Source organism: Stutzerimonas urumqiensis (assembly GCF_003640395.1).
GTDB lineage: Bacteria > Pseudomonadota > Gammaproteobacteria > Pseudomonadales > Pseudomonadaceae > Stutzerimonas > Stutzerimonas urumqiensis.
Genome location: NZ_RBZQ01000005.1, coordinates 334,431 through 350,031, shown reverse-complemented (window position 1 = coordinate 350,031; position 15,601 = coordinate 334,431). Strand labels below are relative to the sequence as shown.

13 protein-coding genes are annotated in these 15,601 nt (G+C 67.7%); 10 read left to right on the top strand and 3 right to left on the bottom strand.

The window, feature by feature from the left end; translation table 11 throughout:
- Positions 1-25 precede the first annotated feature (25 nt).
- From nosZ to D7325_RS12380, 9 genes are all read left to right on the top strand, one after another.
- Positions 26-1,933 carry a TAT-dependent nitrous-oxide reductase gene (nosZ, locus tag D7325_RS12420; protein ID WP_120996105.1) on the top strand — a complete coding sequence of 636 codons (1,908 nt, stop codon included), beginning with the start codon at positions 26-28 and terminating at the stop codon, positions 1,931-1,933.
- A gap of 151 nt (positions 1,934-2,084) precedes the next feature.
- Entirely contained in the window at positions 2,085-3,350 is a 1,266-nt protein-coding gene (locus D7325_RS12415) for a nitrous oxide reductase family maturation protein NosD (RefSeq protein WP_120996103.1), read from the top strand.
- On the top strand, positions 3,347-4,270 hold the full coding sequence (locus tag D7325_RS12410; RefSeq protein ID WP_120996101.1) for an ABC transporter ATP-binding protein: 924 nt from the start codon (positions 3,347-3,349) through the stop codon (positions 4,268-4,270). The genes D7325_RS12415 and D7325_RS12410 overlap by 4 nt, the downstream gene beginning before the upstream one ends.
- Entirely contained in the window at positions 4,267-5,097 is an 831-nt protein-coding gene (locus D7325_RS12405) for an ABC transporter permease (protein WP_120996099.1), read from the top strand. Before D7325_RS12410 ends, D7325_RS12405 begins: the two co-directional genes overlap by 4 nt.
- Before the next feature lie 12 nt (positions 5,098-5,109).
- Entirely contained in the window at positions 5,110-5,670 is a 561-nt protein-coding gene (locus D7325_RS12400) for a nitrous oxide reductase accessory protein NosL (protein WP_120996097.1), read from the top strand.
- A gap of 45 nt (positions 5,671-5,715) precedes the next feature.
- The gene (gene tatA, locus D7325_RS12395; protein ID WP_120996095.1) at positions 5,716-5,901 is read left to right on the top strand and encodes a twin-arginine translocase TatA/TatE family subunit; all 186 of its coding nucleotides are present in this window, start codon (positions 5,716-5,718) and stop codon (positions 5,899-5,901) included.
- A gap of 287 nt (positions 5,902-6,188) precedes the next feature.
- Entirely contained in the window at positions 6,189-7,379 is a 1,191-nt protein-coding gene (locus D7325_RS12390; RefSeq protein ID WP_120996093.1) for an NnrS family protein, read from the top strand.
- An 89-nt stretch (positions 7,380-7,468) separates the two neighbouring features.
- Positions 7,469-8,212, top strand: a complete 744-nt coding sequence (locus D7325_RS12385; protein WP_120996091.1) for an SDR family NAD(P)-dependent oxidoreductase — start codon at positions 7,469-7,471, stop codon at positions 8,210-8,212.
- Between the two features lie 10 nt (positions 8,213-8,222).
- On the top strand, positions 8,223-9,344 hold the full coding sequence (locus D7325_RS12380; RefSeq protein WP_120996089.1) for a methyl-accepting chemotaxis protein: 1,122 nt from the start codon (positions 8,223-8,225) through the stop codon (positions 9,342-9,344).
- 86 nt (positions 9,345-9,430) lie between these two features.
- Here D7325_RS12380 and D7325_RS12375 read toward each other — a convergent pair whose 3' ends face one another.
- Complete coding sequence (locus D7325_RS12375) at positions 9,431-10,285, bottom strand: LysR family transcriptional regulator (protein ID WP_120996087.1); 855 nt, start codon at positions 10,283-10,285, stop codon at positions 9,431-9,433.
- A 100-nt stretch (positions 10,286-10,385) separates the two neighbouring features.
- Between D7325_RS12375 and D7325_RS12370 the strand changes: the two genes are divergently transcribed.
- On the top strand, positions 10,386-10,679 hold the full coding sequence (locus tag D7325_RS12370; protein ID WP_120996085.1) for a DUF1127 domain-containing protein: 294 nt from the start codon (positions 10,386-10,388) through the stop codon (positions 10,677-10,679).
- A 5-nt stretch (positions 10,680-10,684) separates the two neighbouring features.
- On the opposite strand, the gene D7325_RS12365 is transcribed toward D7325_RS12370, so the two are convergent.
- Both D7325_RS12365 and D7325_RS12360 read right to left on the bottom strand, forming a co-directional pair.
- On the bottom strand, positions 10,685-11,437 hold the full coding sequence (locus D7325_RS12365) for a sulfite exporter TauE/SafE family protein (protein WP_120996083.1): 753 nt from the start codon (positions 11,435-11,437) through the stop codon (positions 10,685-10,687).
- Entirely contained in the window at positions 11,437-15,567 is a 4,131-nt protein-coding gene (locus D7325_RS12360; RefSeq protein ID WP_120996081.1) for a CheR family methyltransferase, read from the bottom strand. Before D7325_RS12360 ends, D7325_RS12365 begins: the two co-directional genes overlap by 1 nt.
- Between the last annotated feature and the right edge of the window lie 34 nt (positions 15,568-15,601).

Sequence of the window (15,601 nt, the reverse complement as noted above, 5' to 3'; positions counted from 1 at the left end):
AACTGTTTCACTAAGGAGTGGAACCATGAAAGACAAGCAACCCAAGTCCAACACAGAAGTCCTCGAACAGGGCGGCCTGAGTCGGCGCAACTTCCTCGGCGCCAGCGCCGTGACCGGCGTGGCCCTGGTCGGCGCGACCGCACTGGGCAGCTCGCTGATGACGCGCGAGTCCTGGGCCGCCGCGGTCAAGGATGCGCAGCAGAAGATTCACGTCGCGCCGGGCGAGCTGGACGAGTACTACGGCTTCTGGAGCGGCGGTCACCAGGGCGAAGTGCGCGTGATCGGCGTGCCCTCGATGCGCGAGCTGATGCGCATCCCGGTGTTCAACGTCGACTCGGCGACCGGCTGGGGCATCACCAACGAAAGCCGCCACATCATGGGCGAGAGCGCCAAGTTCCTGAACGGCGACTGCCACCACCCGCATATCTCGATGACCGACGGCAAGTACGACGGCAAGTACCTGTTCATCAACGACAAGGCCAACAGCCGCGTCGCGCGCATCCGCCTCGACATCATGAAGTGCGACAAGATGCTGACCGTGCCGAACGTCCAGGCCATTCACGGCCTGCGTCTGCAGAAGGTGCCGCACACCAAGTACGTGTTCGCCAACGCCGAGTTCGTCATCCCGCATCCCAACGATGGATCGAGCTTCGACCTGCAGGCCGAGAATGCCTACACCATGTTCAACGTCATCGATGCCGAGACGATGGAGATGGCCTTCCAGGTGATCGTCAGCGGCAACCTGGACAACACCGACGCCGACTACACCGGGCGTTTCGCCGCGGCCACCTGCTACAACTCCGAGAAGGCCTACGACCTCGGCGGCATGATGCGCAACGAGCGCGACTGGGTCGTGGTGTTCGACATCCCGGCGATCGAGAAGGCCATCAAGGCCGGCAAGTTCAGCACCATCGGCGATTCCAAGGTGCCGGTGGTCGACGGCCGCGAAGGCTCCGAACTGACCCGCTATATCCCCGTGCCGAAGAACCCGCACGGCTGCAACACCTCGTCCGACGGCAAGTACTTCATCGCCAACGGCAAGCTGTCGCCCACCGTCACCATGATCGAGATCGCCAAGCTGCCGGACCTCTTCGCCGGCAAGATCACCGATCCGCGCGGCGTGGTCGCAGCCGAAGTGGAAGTGGGTCTCGGCCCGCTGCACACCACCTTCGATGGCCGCGGCAACGCCTACACCACGCTGTTCATCGACAGCCAGGTGGTCAAGTGGAACATGGCCGACGCGGTGCGCGCCTACAACGGCGAGAAGGTCAACTACATCAAGCAGAAGCTCGACGTGCAGTACCAGCCGGGCCACATCCACGCCTCGCTGACCGAAACCAGCGAAGCGGACGGCAAGTGGCTGGTCGCGCTGTGCAAGTTCTCCAAGGACCGCTTCCTGCAAGTCGGCCCGCTGCACCCGGAGAACGACCAGCTGATCGACATCTCCGGCGAGGAGATGAAGCTGGTGCACGACGGCCCGACCTATGCCGAGCCGCATGACTGCATCCTGGCGCGTCGCGACCAGATCAAGACCAAGAAGATCTGGGACCGCAACGACCCGTTCTTCGCCCCGACCGTGGAAATGGCCAAGAAGGACGGCATCAACCTGACCGCCGACAACAAGGTCATCCGCGACGGCAAGAAGGTGCGCGTGTACATGACCTCGATGGCGCCGGCCTATGGCATCACCGAGTTCACGGTCAAGCAGGGCGATGAGGTCACCGTGGTGATCACCAACATCGACGAGATCGAAGACGTGACCCACGGCTTCGTGATGACCAACCACGGCGTGGGCATGGAGATCAGCCCGCAGCAGACTTCGTCGGTCACCTTCGTCGCCGACAAGCCCGGCCTGCACTGGTACTACTGCAGCTGGTTCTGCCACGCGCTGCACATGGAAATGGTCGGACGGATGCTGGTCGAGCCGGCGTAAACCGGGCGGCCAATCGCGAGCAAGCTCGCTCCTACGGAAGGGTGCTGCATTTTTGTAGGAGCGAGCTCGCTCGCGAACCCAGGCGACTGAAGAGGTAAACGCAGTGCTCGGATTTCAGGCCACCCACCCGCTATGTCCACTGGCATTTCTGATGCTTCTGCCGCTGTCTGGCCTGGCCACGGCGGCCGAGCCTCGACCCATCACCTCGCTGCCGCTCGAGCCGCAAGGCGAGGCCCACTGGCGGCTACCTGCCGGCCAGTACAGCGGCCAGTTCACCATCGACCAACCGCTCACTCTGCGCTGCGAACCGGGCGCGATCCTCGACGCACAGGGCGAGGGCAACGTGCTGACCATCGCCGCGCCCGACGTCACCGTCGAAGGCTGCACGCTGGTCGACTGGGGTCGCGACCTCACCGAGATGAACGCGGCCATCTTCGTCGAACCGGCCGGCCGCGGCGTGACGCTGCGCGGCAACCACCTGCAAGGCCCGGGCTTCGGCATTTGGCTCGACCGCGTCGAGAACGGCTCGCTGATCGACAACCGCATTGAGGGCGATCCGTCGATTCGCTCGCAGGACCGCGGCAACGCCATCCACCTCTACGCCGTGAAGAACGCCCGGGTGATCGGCAACCACGCCCGCCACACGCGCGACGGCATCTACATCGACACCTCCAACGGCAACCACCTCGAAGGCAACGTGCTGGAGGACCTGCGCTACGGCGTGCACTACATGTTCGCCAACGACAACCGCGTCATCGGCAACACCACCCGGCGCACCCGCACCGGCTACGCGCTGATGCAGAGCCGCAAGCTGACCGTGATCGGCAACCGCTCCGAGCAGGACCAGAACTACGGCATCCTGATGAACTACATCACCTATTCGACGCTGCGCGACAACGTCGTGCTCGACGTGCAGAGCGGCGGCACCGAGGGCGACAGCATGATCTCCGGCGGCGAGGGCAAGGCGCTGTTCATGTACAACTCGCTGTTCAACACCCTCGAGCACAACCACTTCCAGGGCAGTGCGCTCGGCTTCCACCTGACCGCCGGCTCGGAAGACAACCGGATTTCCGGCAACGCCTTCGTCGGCAACCAGCAGCAGGTCAAGTACGTCGCCACCCGCACCCAGGAATGGTCGCAGGACGGGCGCGGCAACTACTGGAGCGACTACCTCGGCTGGGACCGCGGCGGCGACGGCCTGGGCGATGTCGCCTACGAGCCCAACGACAACGTCGACCGCCTGCTGTGGATGTACCCGCAGGTACGCCTGCTGATGAACAGCCCCACCATCGAACTGCTGCGCTGGGTGCAGCGGGCCTTTCCGGTGATCAAGTCGCCGGGCGTCCAAGACAGCCACCCGCTGATGCAGCTACCCACCCGGGACCTGGACGTCCCCTTCCAGGAGAAGCGGCCATGAATGCCGTCGAAATTCGCGCCGTGCGCCAGCGCTACGGGTCGATGCAGGTCCTGCATGGGCTCGACCTCGACCTCGGCGAGGGCGAAGTCCTCGGTCTGTTCGGCCACAACGGGGCCGGCAAGACCACCACCATGAAACTCATCCTCGGCCTGCTGCGCGCGAGCGAAGGCGAGGTGCGCGTGCTCGGCCAGGCGCCGCATGACCAGGCGGTGCGCCGCCAGCTCGGCTACCTGCCGGAGAACGTCACCTTCTACCCGCAGCTCACCGGCCGCGAGACGCTGCGCCACTTCGCCCGGCTCAAGGGCGCGTCGCTGGCACAGGTCGATCAGCTGCTCGAGCAGGTCGGGCTGGCCCACGCCGCCGATCGCCGGGTCAAGACCTACTCCAAGGGCATGCGCCAGCGGCTGGGGCTGGCGCAGGCGATCCTTGGCGAACCGCGGCTGCTGCTGCTCGACGAACCCACCGTCGGCCTGGACCCGATCGCCACGGGCGATCTCTACCGGCTGGTCGATCGGCTGCGTCAGCAGGGCACCAGCGTGATCCTCTGCTCGCATGTGCTGCCGGGCGTCGAAGCGCACATCAACCGCGCGGCGATTCTCGCCGGCGGCCATCTGCAAGCGGTCGGCACGCTGGCCGAACTGCGTCACGCTGCCGGGCTGCCGGTGCGCATCCGCGCCAACGGCCTGGACGGCGCGGACGAACTGGTGCGGGGCTGGCAGTCGGCCGGCCACGACGTCCAGGCGGTCGGTCCTGATGGCCTCGAGGTCGCCGCGCCCCAGGCCGAGAAGGTTGGGCTGCTGCAACGCCTGCTCGCCAGCGGCGCACCGACCGAACTGGACATCCACCAGCCCTCGCTGGAAGACCTCTACCGCCACTACATGGAGCGCGCCATCACGCGCACCGGAGGGAGCGCCGCATGAACGCCATCTGGAACATCGCGCGCAAGGAGTTCAGCGACGGCCTGCGCAACCGCTGGATCCTGGCCATCAGCCTGCTGTTCGCCGTGCTGGCCGCGGGTATCGCCTGGCTCGGGGCGGCGGCCTCGGGGCAGGTGGGCTTTACCTCCGTGCCGGCGACCATCGCCAGCCTGGCGAGCCTGGCCACCTTCCTGATGCCGCTGATCGCGCTGCTGCTGGCCTATGACGCCATCGTCGGCGAGGAAGAGGGCGGCACCCTGATGCTGCTGCTGACCTATCCGCTGGGTCGCGGGCAGATCCTGCTGGGCAAGTTCGTCGGCCACGGCCTGATCCTCGCGCTGGCGACGCTGATCGGTTTTGGCGCGGCCGCCCTGGCCATTGCCGTGCTGGTCGATGACGTCGAGCGCGGGCTGCTGTTCTGGGCCTTCGGTCGCTTCATGCTGTCCTCGACGTTGCTGGGCTGGGTGTTCCTCGGGCTGGCCTATGTCATCAGCAGCAAGGCGGGCGAGAAATCCACCGCCGCCGGGCTCGCGCTCGGGGTGTGGTTTCTGTTCGTGCTGGTGTTCGACCTGTCGCTGCTCGGCCTGCTGGTGCTGGGCGAAGGCCGCTTCAGCCCGGACCTGCTGCCCTGGCTGCTGCTGCTCAACCCCGCCGATGTGTACCGCCTGATCAACCTGTCGGGCTTCGAGGGCAGCGGCACGGCGATGGGGGTGCTGTCGCTGGGCAGCGATCTGCCCGTGCCGGGCGGCGCGCTGTGGCTGTGCCTGCTGGGCTGGGTCGGCGGCGCCCTGGCCATCGCTTACCTGGTGTTTCGCGGCCGTGCGGCCTGATGAGGAGTTGAGATGAAATCGACCACGCTGTCCTTCCTGCGCGCCCTGGGCGTGCTGATGTTCGGGCTGTTGCTCGCGGCCTGCGGGGAACCGGAGGAAGCGGCGCAATCGCTCGCGCCGGTGGCCTTCCACCCGAGTGACGAATGCCATGTCTGCGGCATGGTGATCAGCGACTTTCCCGGTCCCAAGGGCGAAGCCGTCTCGGCTGCCGGGGTCAGGAAGTTCTGCTCGACCGCGGAAATGCTCGGCTGGTGGCTCCAGCCGGAGAACCGCTCCAGCCAGGCCAAACTCTACGTCCACGACATGGGCCGCAGCGCCTGGCACGCGCCGGACGACAGTCATCTGATCGACGCAACCACCGCCTACTATGTGGTCGGTCCGCGTCTGCAAGGCGCGATGGGTGCGGTGCTGGCCTCGTTCGCCGACGAGCAGGCCGCGCAGAACCTAGTCGCCGAGAAGGGCGGGCGCGTGGTGCGCTTCGAGCAGATCGACCAGGAGCTCCTGCAGGAAGCCGCCGCCGCGCAGCATGGCGGCGCTGGCCACGGGGCGCACGGCGACCATTCGGGACATTGATCGTATTCGCGGGACACCGCGGGACTACTGCAAGAGAGGTGTGAGATGGGTATCAGTATCTGGCAACTGTTGATCGTGCTGCTGATCGTGGTAATGCTGTTCGGCACCAAGCGCCTGCGTGGGCTGGGCTCGGACCTCGGCGGCGCCATCAGCGGCTTTCGCAAGTCGATGGGCGACGGCGAATCGTCAGCCCAGCCCGCAACCAAGGCCGACGTCGTCGAGCCACGTTGAGTTCGCCCCGCCGCGCGCGTTCTGCGCGCGGCACCTTTCTCCTCCGCGCCGAACGCCGTTCGGCGTCGCGAAAAACCGCGCTTTCTTCCCCAGACGCCTGCGTACCGCCCGGATCGACGCGGTCGCGGCCGCTTGTCGTGCGCCGCCTATGGCCGACCGCTATGACGCCGGAAGCTGATTCCGATCAAGTGTGGCCGGCCTCGCGAACCTGTAGAAAGTAACCACCGACGCATGACGCCGCGAAGACGACGCCCGGTGCGTCCTGGCATGAATTCTGGAGGCCTGCAGTGCATGTTATCGATAGGCGCAAAGCCCTGAGCATTCCCCCGATCTGGCGGTTGGCGTTCCGACCGTTCTTTCTCGCCGGCAGCCTGTTGGCGCTGGTCGCCATTCCCCTGTGGGTGTTGGCCTGGACCGGCGTGATCGCGGCCTGGCAACCGACCGGGGGCTGGCTGGCCTGGCATCGCCACGAGATGCTGTTCGGCTTCGCCGCGGCCATCGTCGCGGGCTTCCTGCTGACCGCCGTGCAGACCTGGACGAGCCAGCCGAGCCTGTCCGGCAATCGCCTGGCGGCGCTCGCGCTGCTCTGGCTGGCGGCGCGACTGGCCTGGCTGTTCGGCCTGCCGGTGCCGGTCGCCATCCTGCTCGACGTGCTCTTCCTGCCGGCGGTGGCGCTGCTGATGGGGCGGATGCTGTTCGCCGTCCGGCAGAAGCGCAATTACCCGATCGTGATCGTCCTGAGCCTGCTGAGTGCGGCCAATATCGAGGTGCTGGTGGGACTGGCGCAGGGCGACGACGGTCTGCAACGCCAAGGCGTGCTCGGCGGGCTGTGGCTGGTGGGTGCGCTGATGATGCTGATCGGCGGGCGAGTGATCCCGTTCTTCACCCAGCGCGGCCTCGGCAAGCTCGAAGCGGTCAAGCCCTGGCCGCGGCTGGACATCGCCCTGCTGGTCGGCACCGGCGCGGTTGGCGTGCTCTACGCTATCGGGCTGGCGCTGGTGCCGCAGGCCTGGCTCGCCGTGCTGCTCGCGGCGCTGGGCATCGGCAACCTGGTGCGGCTGGTGCGCTGGTACGACGCCGGCATCTGGCGCGTGCCGCTGCTGTGGTCGCTGCACCTGGCGATGCTCTGGCTGACGGTCGCGACCTTCGGGCTCGCGCTGTGGAACCTGGGCCTGCTGGGCAGTGCCAGTCCGTCGATTCATGCCTTGTCGGTCGGCGCCATGAGCGGCCTGATCCTGGCGATGATCGCTCGCGTCACGCTCGGTCATACCGGGCGGCCGCTGGAGCTGCCGGCCGGCGTGCCAGCCGCCTTCGTGCTGTTCAACCTCGGGGCGCTGGCGCGGGTGTTCCTGACCGGTGCCTTCCCCGTCGGTGGCCTGTGGCTGGCCGCCTCCTGCTGGGCCGCCGCCTTCGCCCTCTATGCCTGGCGTTATGCGCCGATGCTGGTGGCGCCGCGCATCGACGGTCATCCGGGCTGATGCCGGATGGCCATCGCCGAACCCCTTCGAATTCGCCCGGACACGGGCGCTCAGCCAGCCGCCCGGCCGTGCCCGGGCTCGGAGTCGAGATGAAACGTGATTTTCAGGACCGCCTGGCGGTCGTCACCGGAGCCAGCTCCGGCATTGGCCTGGCCCTGTGCGGAGGGTTGCTGCAAAACGGAGCCCGCGTCGTGGCGATGTCCCGCACCCCTGGCGAGCTGCCGGCGCTGCGCGAGGTTCATGGCGACCGGCTGCATTGGGTCAAGGGCGACGTCACCTGCCAGGACGATCTGCAGCGGCTGTGCCGCGAGACCACGCCGCTCGGCCCGGTCGATTACCTGGTGCCCAACGCGGGTATCGCCGAGCTGGCCGACAGCCTCGACATGACCGCCTTCGCGCGGCAGTGGGCGGTCAACGGTGCCGGTGCGCTGTCGACCCTCGCGGCCTTGCGCGGCGTACTGGCCAACCCGGCCTCGGTGGTCTTCGTCGGCACCTTTCTGAGCCGCATCAGCTTCCCCGGCCTGGCGTCCTACATCGCCACCAAGGCGGCGCTGGCCGCGCAGGTGCGCACGCTCGCGGTCGAATTCGGCGCCCTCGGCGTGCGCCTTAACATGGTCTCGCCCGGCCCGACGGCCACCGCCATCTGGGATCGCTTCGGCCTGCCCGAGGCGCAGCTCGAGCAGGTGGCCGACTCGATCAGCAAGCGCCTGCTGCCGGGGCATTTCCTCGACGCGTCGGCGGTGGCCGATGTGATCCTGTTCCAGCTGTCGCAGGGCGCCCGCGGGGTCTACGGCGGGGATTGGGTCGTGGACAACGGTTACACCCTGAGCTGAGGAGCGCGCCATGTGGGGACAGCGGACAAGGCGGATGCAAGCGCTGCACGCGCAGGTCGCCGCGCTCGAGGCGGAAAAGGCCGCGCAGGCCGGCCGCATCGCTGCGCTGGAGCTGTCGTTGGCGGAGTTGCAGGCGGCCGATGCGCAGAATCGTCGGGCGCTCGATTACTACCGGGGCGTGGCGGCGCAACTGATCCGCTTCGGCGATTCGGTGGCGCACCTCGGCGACTCGTTCGAATTCCTCACGCAACAGCTGGGCGACAACCGCCAGCGCGCCGATCGGGTGGCCGGTGCGGCGCTGGGCAACCAGCAGCACTTCGGTGAACTGGGCAGCCAGGCCAGCGAGATGGAAGCCGGGCTGGCACAGGCCTCGGCGCTGGTCGACCGGCTGGCCGACCATTCGCGCGAGATCAACGGCATCGTCGATCTCATCAGCGGCATCGCCAGCCAGACCAACCTGCTCGCGCTCAACGCGGCCATCGAGGCGGCGCGGGCCGGTACGGCGGGCCGCGGTTTCGCGGTGGTCGCCGGGGAGATACGCCAGCTGGCCGAGCGAACCGCCCGTGCGACCGGCGAGATCGTCGACAAGATTCGCGAGGTGCAGGGCGAAACCACGCGGGTGCAGAGCTGCATCCAGACCCAGGGCACGCTCGCCGATACCTTCAGCCAGACAACCCGGGACGCGGTCGCCGCGATGCGCGAGCTGCACGATCTTGCCGGCCAGATGCGCCAGGGCACGCAGCATTCGTCCTTCCGTGCCGGTATCGAGCTGGCGAACCTCGACGAGCTGTCGCTCAAGTTCGGCGTCTACAACCATCTGCTCAATGGCGAGGGCCAGCCGATGCCGACCCTGCCGGACGAGCGTGCCTGCCGTTTCGGCCGCTGGTACTACGGCGAAGGGCGGCGCGACATGCACGGCCTCGAGCTCTTCAACCGCATCGAGCGACCGCACACCGCCGTGCACAGCGAGGGACAGGCGGCGCTGGAAGCCTGTGCCCGTGGCGCGCTCGAGGCGGCGCTGGTCCACCTGCAACGCATGGAAGAGGCGAACCTCGACGTCATGCGGACCGTCCGCGAAGTGGTGCAGCAGGGCGAGGCGCGACACACCCCGGCGGCCCGCAAGGTCGGCTGACAGCGAGCGACCGGCATCGCCGAAGCGCAGGCCGGCCACCCCGGACGGGGCTGTAGCGTCGATCGAGGCCCTGGCCGCCGTGATCGCTAAAGCTTGAAGCCCTCGACGATGTGCTCGGCCAGCGTCTCGCTTATCTGGGAATGTTTCTGCGGGTTGCGCACCAGCACGATGCTGCTCTGCGGCAGTTCGGGCAGGCCTTCGGCGGGGCCGAGGATGCGGAAGTCGGCCGGGATCAGGCTTTGCAGTTGCGCCGTCACCGCCAGCCCGGCCCCGACGATCGCGAGGATCGCCGACAGGCTCGGGCTGCTGTAGGCGACGCGGAACGGCTTGTCGAGGCCATCGAGCGCATTGCAGGCCCAGGCGCGGCAGAAGCAGTCGGAGTTGAACATGGCCAGCGGCATCGGCTGTTGCTCGTGCACGTTGAAGCCTGCGGCCTCGGCCCAGACGAACCGCTCCTGGCGCAGCAACTGGCCGATCTCGGTCCCTGGCTCGCGAGTGACGATCGTCAGGTCCAGGTCATGCCGCTGAAGCAGCTGGTACGACGGCTCGCAATGAACCTCCACCTGCACCAGCGGGTAGGTCTGGGCGAAGCGCGCAAGGACGCCGGGAAGAAAGCGCATCACGTAATCGTCCGGCGTGCCGATGCGCACCGACCCCACCATGTGCGGCTCGCGCAGGGTGGTCAGCACCTCGCCGTGCAGCTTGAGGATGCGCCGCGCATAGCCGAGCAGGACTTGCCCCTCCGCCGTCAGCCGCACCTGCCGCCCGCCGCGGTCGAACAACGGGCGTTGCAGCACGTCTTCCTCGAGCCGCTTCATCTGCATGCTCACCGCCGATTGAGTGCGGTTGACGACTTCCGCGGCACGCGTGAACCCGCCGTGATCGGCGATGGCGACGAAGCTTCTGAGCAGCTCCGTGTCGATGCTGGGGTAGGTGGCCATCCATCAATCTCCGAGATGAGTCACATCAGAAACATTCGTTGGCTTGATTCTAGGCCGACTCGCAGACTGATCGCCATCCCACCTTCCAGAGGACGACGACATGACTGCACGCACGATTTCCCTGAGCGTTATCGGACAGGCTTCAGGCCAGCTGCTCCGCCACGGATGGCGCCAGGTGGCGCGCTGGCGCGAACTGGCGGCGCAGCGCTACCGGCTGGCGCAGCTCGACGACGCCGCGCTGAAGGACCTGGGCCTGTCCCGCGCCGACGTGATGCTGGAAAGCGAACGGCCGTTCTGGGACGACCCGCGGACCGAGCCTCGCCGAGCGCAGCGCGCGTCGGCCGGTTGGCTCGACCTGCGAGGCTGGCACATGCCGGGGTTACGCCGCCGTTGAGCGGGCTAGCCGGCGGTGAGCTTCTGCGCGGCGAGCGACAGGCTCACCGCCACCAGCATCAGCGCGAACAGGCGTTGCAACAGCGGGCCGCCCAGCCGTTGCGCCAGCCGGTTGCCGGCGATCACGCCGCAGGCGCCGCCGGCGGCCAGCCCGGCAAGCAGCGCGGTCTGCAACTCGGCGCCGGTGACGTACAGCGCGAAGCCGCCCCCGGAGACCAGCGCGATCACCGCCATCGAGGTCGCGGTCGCATGCAGCATCGACAGCGGCGTGCACCACAGCAGCGCCGGCACGATGAGAAAGCCGCCGCCGACGCCCATCAGGCCGGAGAGCACGCCGACCCCGAAGCCGACGCCGAACAGCGGCGCCAGTCGTAGCTGGCCGTTTCCGAGCCGTTCGATCCCGGCGCTGCGCCACATCCGCCAGGCCGACCAGAGCACCAGCACGCAGAAGCCGACGATCAGCGCGCCCTCGGGCACGTAACCGCCGAGCCACTGGCCGAGCGCCGTGCCGGGCAGGCCCATGACGGCCAGGATCAGCACCGGACGCCAGGCCACCTGGCCCTGGCGGGCCCGCGGAATGGCACCGACCATCGCCGACAGCGCCACCGCACCGAGGCTGACGCCGATGGCGTCGCGCAGCGGCAGGTGCAGGCTGAGCAGCAAGGGCAGCGCCACCAGCGAACCGCCGGCGCCGGTGATGCCGAGCAGCAGCCCCAGCACCAGGCCGATGCCCAGCGCCTCGAACAGCAGCACGTCCATCAGGCGGGCCGTTCGTCCAGACGTCGTGCCGCCAGTACCTCGCGCACCTTGGCCACAAGCGCCTCGAACGACACCGGCTTGCCCAGGTGACCGTCGAAGCCGGCCTCGCTGGCGCGCTTGACGTCGTCCGCGCTGCCGTAGCCGGTGAGCGCGATGCCCGGCAGATCGGCAAATTGCGGGCGTGCGCGTACCGCTTCCATCAGCTGATGACCGTCCATGCCGGGCATGCCGATGTCCGACAGCATCAGGTCGAAGCCCTGCGCGTCGAGGCGTTCGAGCGCTTCGGGACCGCTGCCGGCGGTGACCACCGTGGCGCCTTCAAGCTCCAGTAGCGCCTGCAAGGTCTCGCGCACGTCGGGCGAATCGTCGACCAGCAGGATGCAGGTCCCGATCAGGCTTTCGGCATCGGCCGCCGGTGTCGTTTCCTTCGCCGGGGCGACCTCCAGCAGCGGCAGCCAGACGCTGAAGCGCGTGCCCCGGCCGATGCCCTCGGAATAGGCCTGCACCCGCCCGCCATGCGCCTCGGCCAGTTGCCGCACCAGCGCAAGACCAATGCCCAGGCCATCCTTGTGGCGCAGCGCATGACCGTCAGCCTGGCCGAACAGGTCGAAGATCAGCGGCAGGAATTCAGGGTCGATGCCGCGCCCATCGTCGCTGACGTCCAGCCGGGCGAAGGTACCGTCGACCTCGCAGCGGATGGTCACCTGGCCGCCGGTGGGCGTGAACTTCACCGCGTTGTTGATGAGGTTCCAGGCAATCTGCTCGACCCGGCACGAATCGGCGTCGAGGGTCGGGCCGCCTTCCGCCGGGCCGATGAAGTCCACGTGCAGGCCCGCTTCGTCGATGTCGCTACGCACGCTGCGCAGGATGCCGTCGATGACCTGGTCCAGCTCGACCGCGGTGCGCTTGAGCTTGAGCTTGCCGGTGCGTACGCGGCTGACGTCGAGCAGGTCGTCGATGATCTGCGCCTGGCTGCGTACCCCTTGCAGGATGGCTTGCGCGGCCTTGTTCATCGAGGCCGAGCCGCGGATGACCGGGATGCGCGACAGCAGCTCGGCATTGAGCTGGATGAGGTTGAGCGGGTGCTTGAGCTCGTGCGAGACCACGGCGAAGAACTGATCCTTGCGCAGACTGCTGGCCTTGGAGCGCTCCAGCTTGGTCTCCTGCGCCATCTCCTGCCGTTTGCGCTGGGTCAGATCGCGGGCGATCTTGACGTAGCCGCGCACCTCGCCGTTGCCCAGCGGGCTGACCACGCCGCTGCAATACAGGTGCGTGCCGTCCTTGCGCCGATGCCAGCGCTCGTCCTCGGCACGACTGTCGGCCAGCGCCCGTTCGCGCTCGCGCGCAGCGGCTCCGGCCATGCGGTCTTCCTCGAGGAAGATCAGGTCGGCCGACTTGCCGATCACTTCGGCCTGGGTGTAGCCGAATATCCGCTCGGCGCCGCGGTTCCAGCTGGTCACCAGGCCCTCGGTGTCCATCGTGATGATGGCGTAGTCGCTGGTGCTGTCGGCGACCAGCCGCATCAGTTCTTCTTCCTCGCGCAGCTTTTCCTCGGCCTGCCGGCGGGCGGTGATCTCGATGAAGGTCAGCACCGCGCCGTCGATGCGGTCCTCGTTGGTGCGGTAGGGCAGCAGCCTTGCGATGTACCAGCGACCGTCGCGGCTGCGGACTTCACGCTCGATCTGTCCGAGCGATTCGAACACCTTCGCCGCGTCGTCGGCCAACTCCGGGTAGGCCAGCCGGTGGGTGATGTCGAGCAGCGAGCGGCCGGCGTCGCTGGCGATGATGCTGAAGATGTCCGTCGCGCGCGGCGTGTACCACTTGATGCGCAGGCCGCGGTCGACGAAGACGGTGGCGATGTCGGTCGAGGCGATGAGGTTCTGCAGGTCGTCGTTGATCTTGCTGGTTTCTTCGACCTTGGCCTTGAGCTCGTGGTTGACGGTGGTGAGCTCTTCGTTGATCGACTGCAGCTCTTCCTTGCTTGTCTCCAGCTCCTCGGTGGCCGAGCGCAGCTCCTCGTTGATCGCCTGCAATTCCTCGTTGGAGGCCTTGAGTTCCTCGGTGGAGGTCTCGGCCTGCTCGATGGTGGCCTGCAACTGCTCCTTGGTGCGCTGCAGCTCGTCTTCGAGCTGGGCGATCAGCCGGTCGGTGTGCGGGTCGCGCGGTTCCTGCGGCTCGGCCAGGGTGCAGTCCACCTCGTCGAACAGCACCAGGATGTAGTCCTGGCCCTGCTCGTCGGTGAAGGGCCGCACCACCATGTTGATCTGCAACGGCTTGCCGTCGCGCTCGACCTGGGCACGGCGGGCCTCGACGCTGCTCTTGCTGTGGATCGCCTGGAACAGCGCGGTGCGCAGCTCCAGCCGCAGTTCGGGTGCGATCAGCTTGAGCACGTTGTGCGTCGGCTCGCCGCCGGCGTAGCGCAGGAAGTGGCCGGCGCGGTCGGACATGTGGACGATGTCCAGCGCGCGATTGACGATCATGCTCGGCGGCGCATACAGCTCCAGGACCTGCTGATGCAGTTCGGCGAACGAGCCGCGGCGGCGCACCTCCGGCGGGCTGCGTAGTGGTTCGGTCGGCCGCAGGAAGCCTTCGCTCGGCATGATCGGCGTGTGCCGGCTGAGCGCGCCGATGCGGGCGCGGTACAGGCGATTCTTCTTGTCCACCGGGGTGAAGAGATCGGGGCAGGCATCCGCCGATTCGGAACTGCCGAGCATCAGGTAGCCGCCCGGCCGCAAGGCGAAGTGGAACATCCGCAGGATGTCCTGCTGCACGCTGCGGTCGAGGTAGATCAGCAGGTTGCGGCAGCTGATCAGGTCCAGACGCGAGAACGGCGGGTCGCGCAGCAGGCTGTGCTGGGCGAACAGCACCTTCTCGCGGACCTCCTTGCGCACGCGGAAATAGCGGCTCTCACGGACGAAGAACTGCTGCAGGCGGTCGCCCGGCACGTCGGTGACGATCGATTCGGGGTACAGCGCAATGCGCGCGGTGCTGATCGCGCGCTCGTCGATGTCGGTGGCGAACACCTGGAGCTTCGCGCCGTTGTTCTGCACGGCCGCCTGCTGGCAGAGCAGCATCGCCAGCGAATAGGCCTCCTCGCCGGTCGAGCAGCCGGCGCACCACACGCGGACCTCGTTGGCCGGCGAGCCGTCATAGCCGAACAGCTCCGGGATGACCTCGCGTTCGAGGGCCTCGAAGGCCTCCGGGTCGCGGAAGAAGTTGGTCACGCCGATCAGCAGGTCGCCCAGCAGCGCCTGGGTCTCTTCGGGCCGGTCGCGTAGAAGGTCGCGGTAGGCCTGGAGGTTCGGCTGGCCGTTGACCTGCATGCGGCGCTCCATTCGCCGCAGGATGGTGGCGCGCTTGTAGTGCTTGAAGTCGTGTCCGGTGCGGGCGCGCAGGCTGGCGATGATCTCGCGCATGGCGGCCAGGTCGGCGCGGGTCGGGCTCGAATCGGCCACCGGGTCGTCGTCCTCGCCGGGATCGCCGGGGACGCGGGTTCGGCGCATTTCGCGCCAGAGCTGAACGATGCGTGCCGGCATCTCTTCAACCGGCAGGACGAAATCGATCTGACCGGTGGCGATGGCACTGTTGGGCATCGAATCGTATTCGGCCTGCTGCGGATCCTGGACGAGGGTGACGCCGCCCTGTTCCTTCACGCGTACCAGGCCCACCGAGCCATCCGCGCCAGCGCCGGACAGCACGATGCCGAACGCGTGGTGCTGGTGGACATCGGCCAGCGTGCGGAAGAACAGGTCGATCGCCACCTGGCGCCCGTGCCGGCGATCCGGCTCGCTCAGGCGCAGGTAGCCGTCGTTCATGGTCAGGTACTTGCCCGGCGGGATCACGTAGACGTGGTCGGCTTGCAGCGGGACCGGCTTGTCGATCTGGAGGACCGGCATGTCGGTGGCCTTCTGCAGGATGTCGCCGGCATGGCTCTCGTGATCGGGCGACAGGTGCATCACCACGACGTAGGCCATGCCGCTGCCCTCGGGGATCGCCACGAAGAAGCGGATCAGCGCCTGCAAGCCACCGGCGGATGCCCCGAGGCCCACCACTGGAAACGGCAGGTGGCTGATCTGAAGCGGGGGCAGGTCGTCTATTGGGTGGGCGACAGGTTCCGATGGCTTGCTCATAGTCGACTCATCGAGCGGAGCGGGCGCTCCGGGG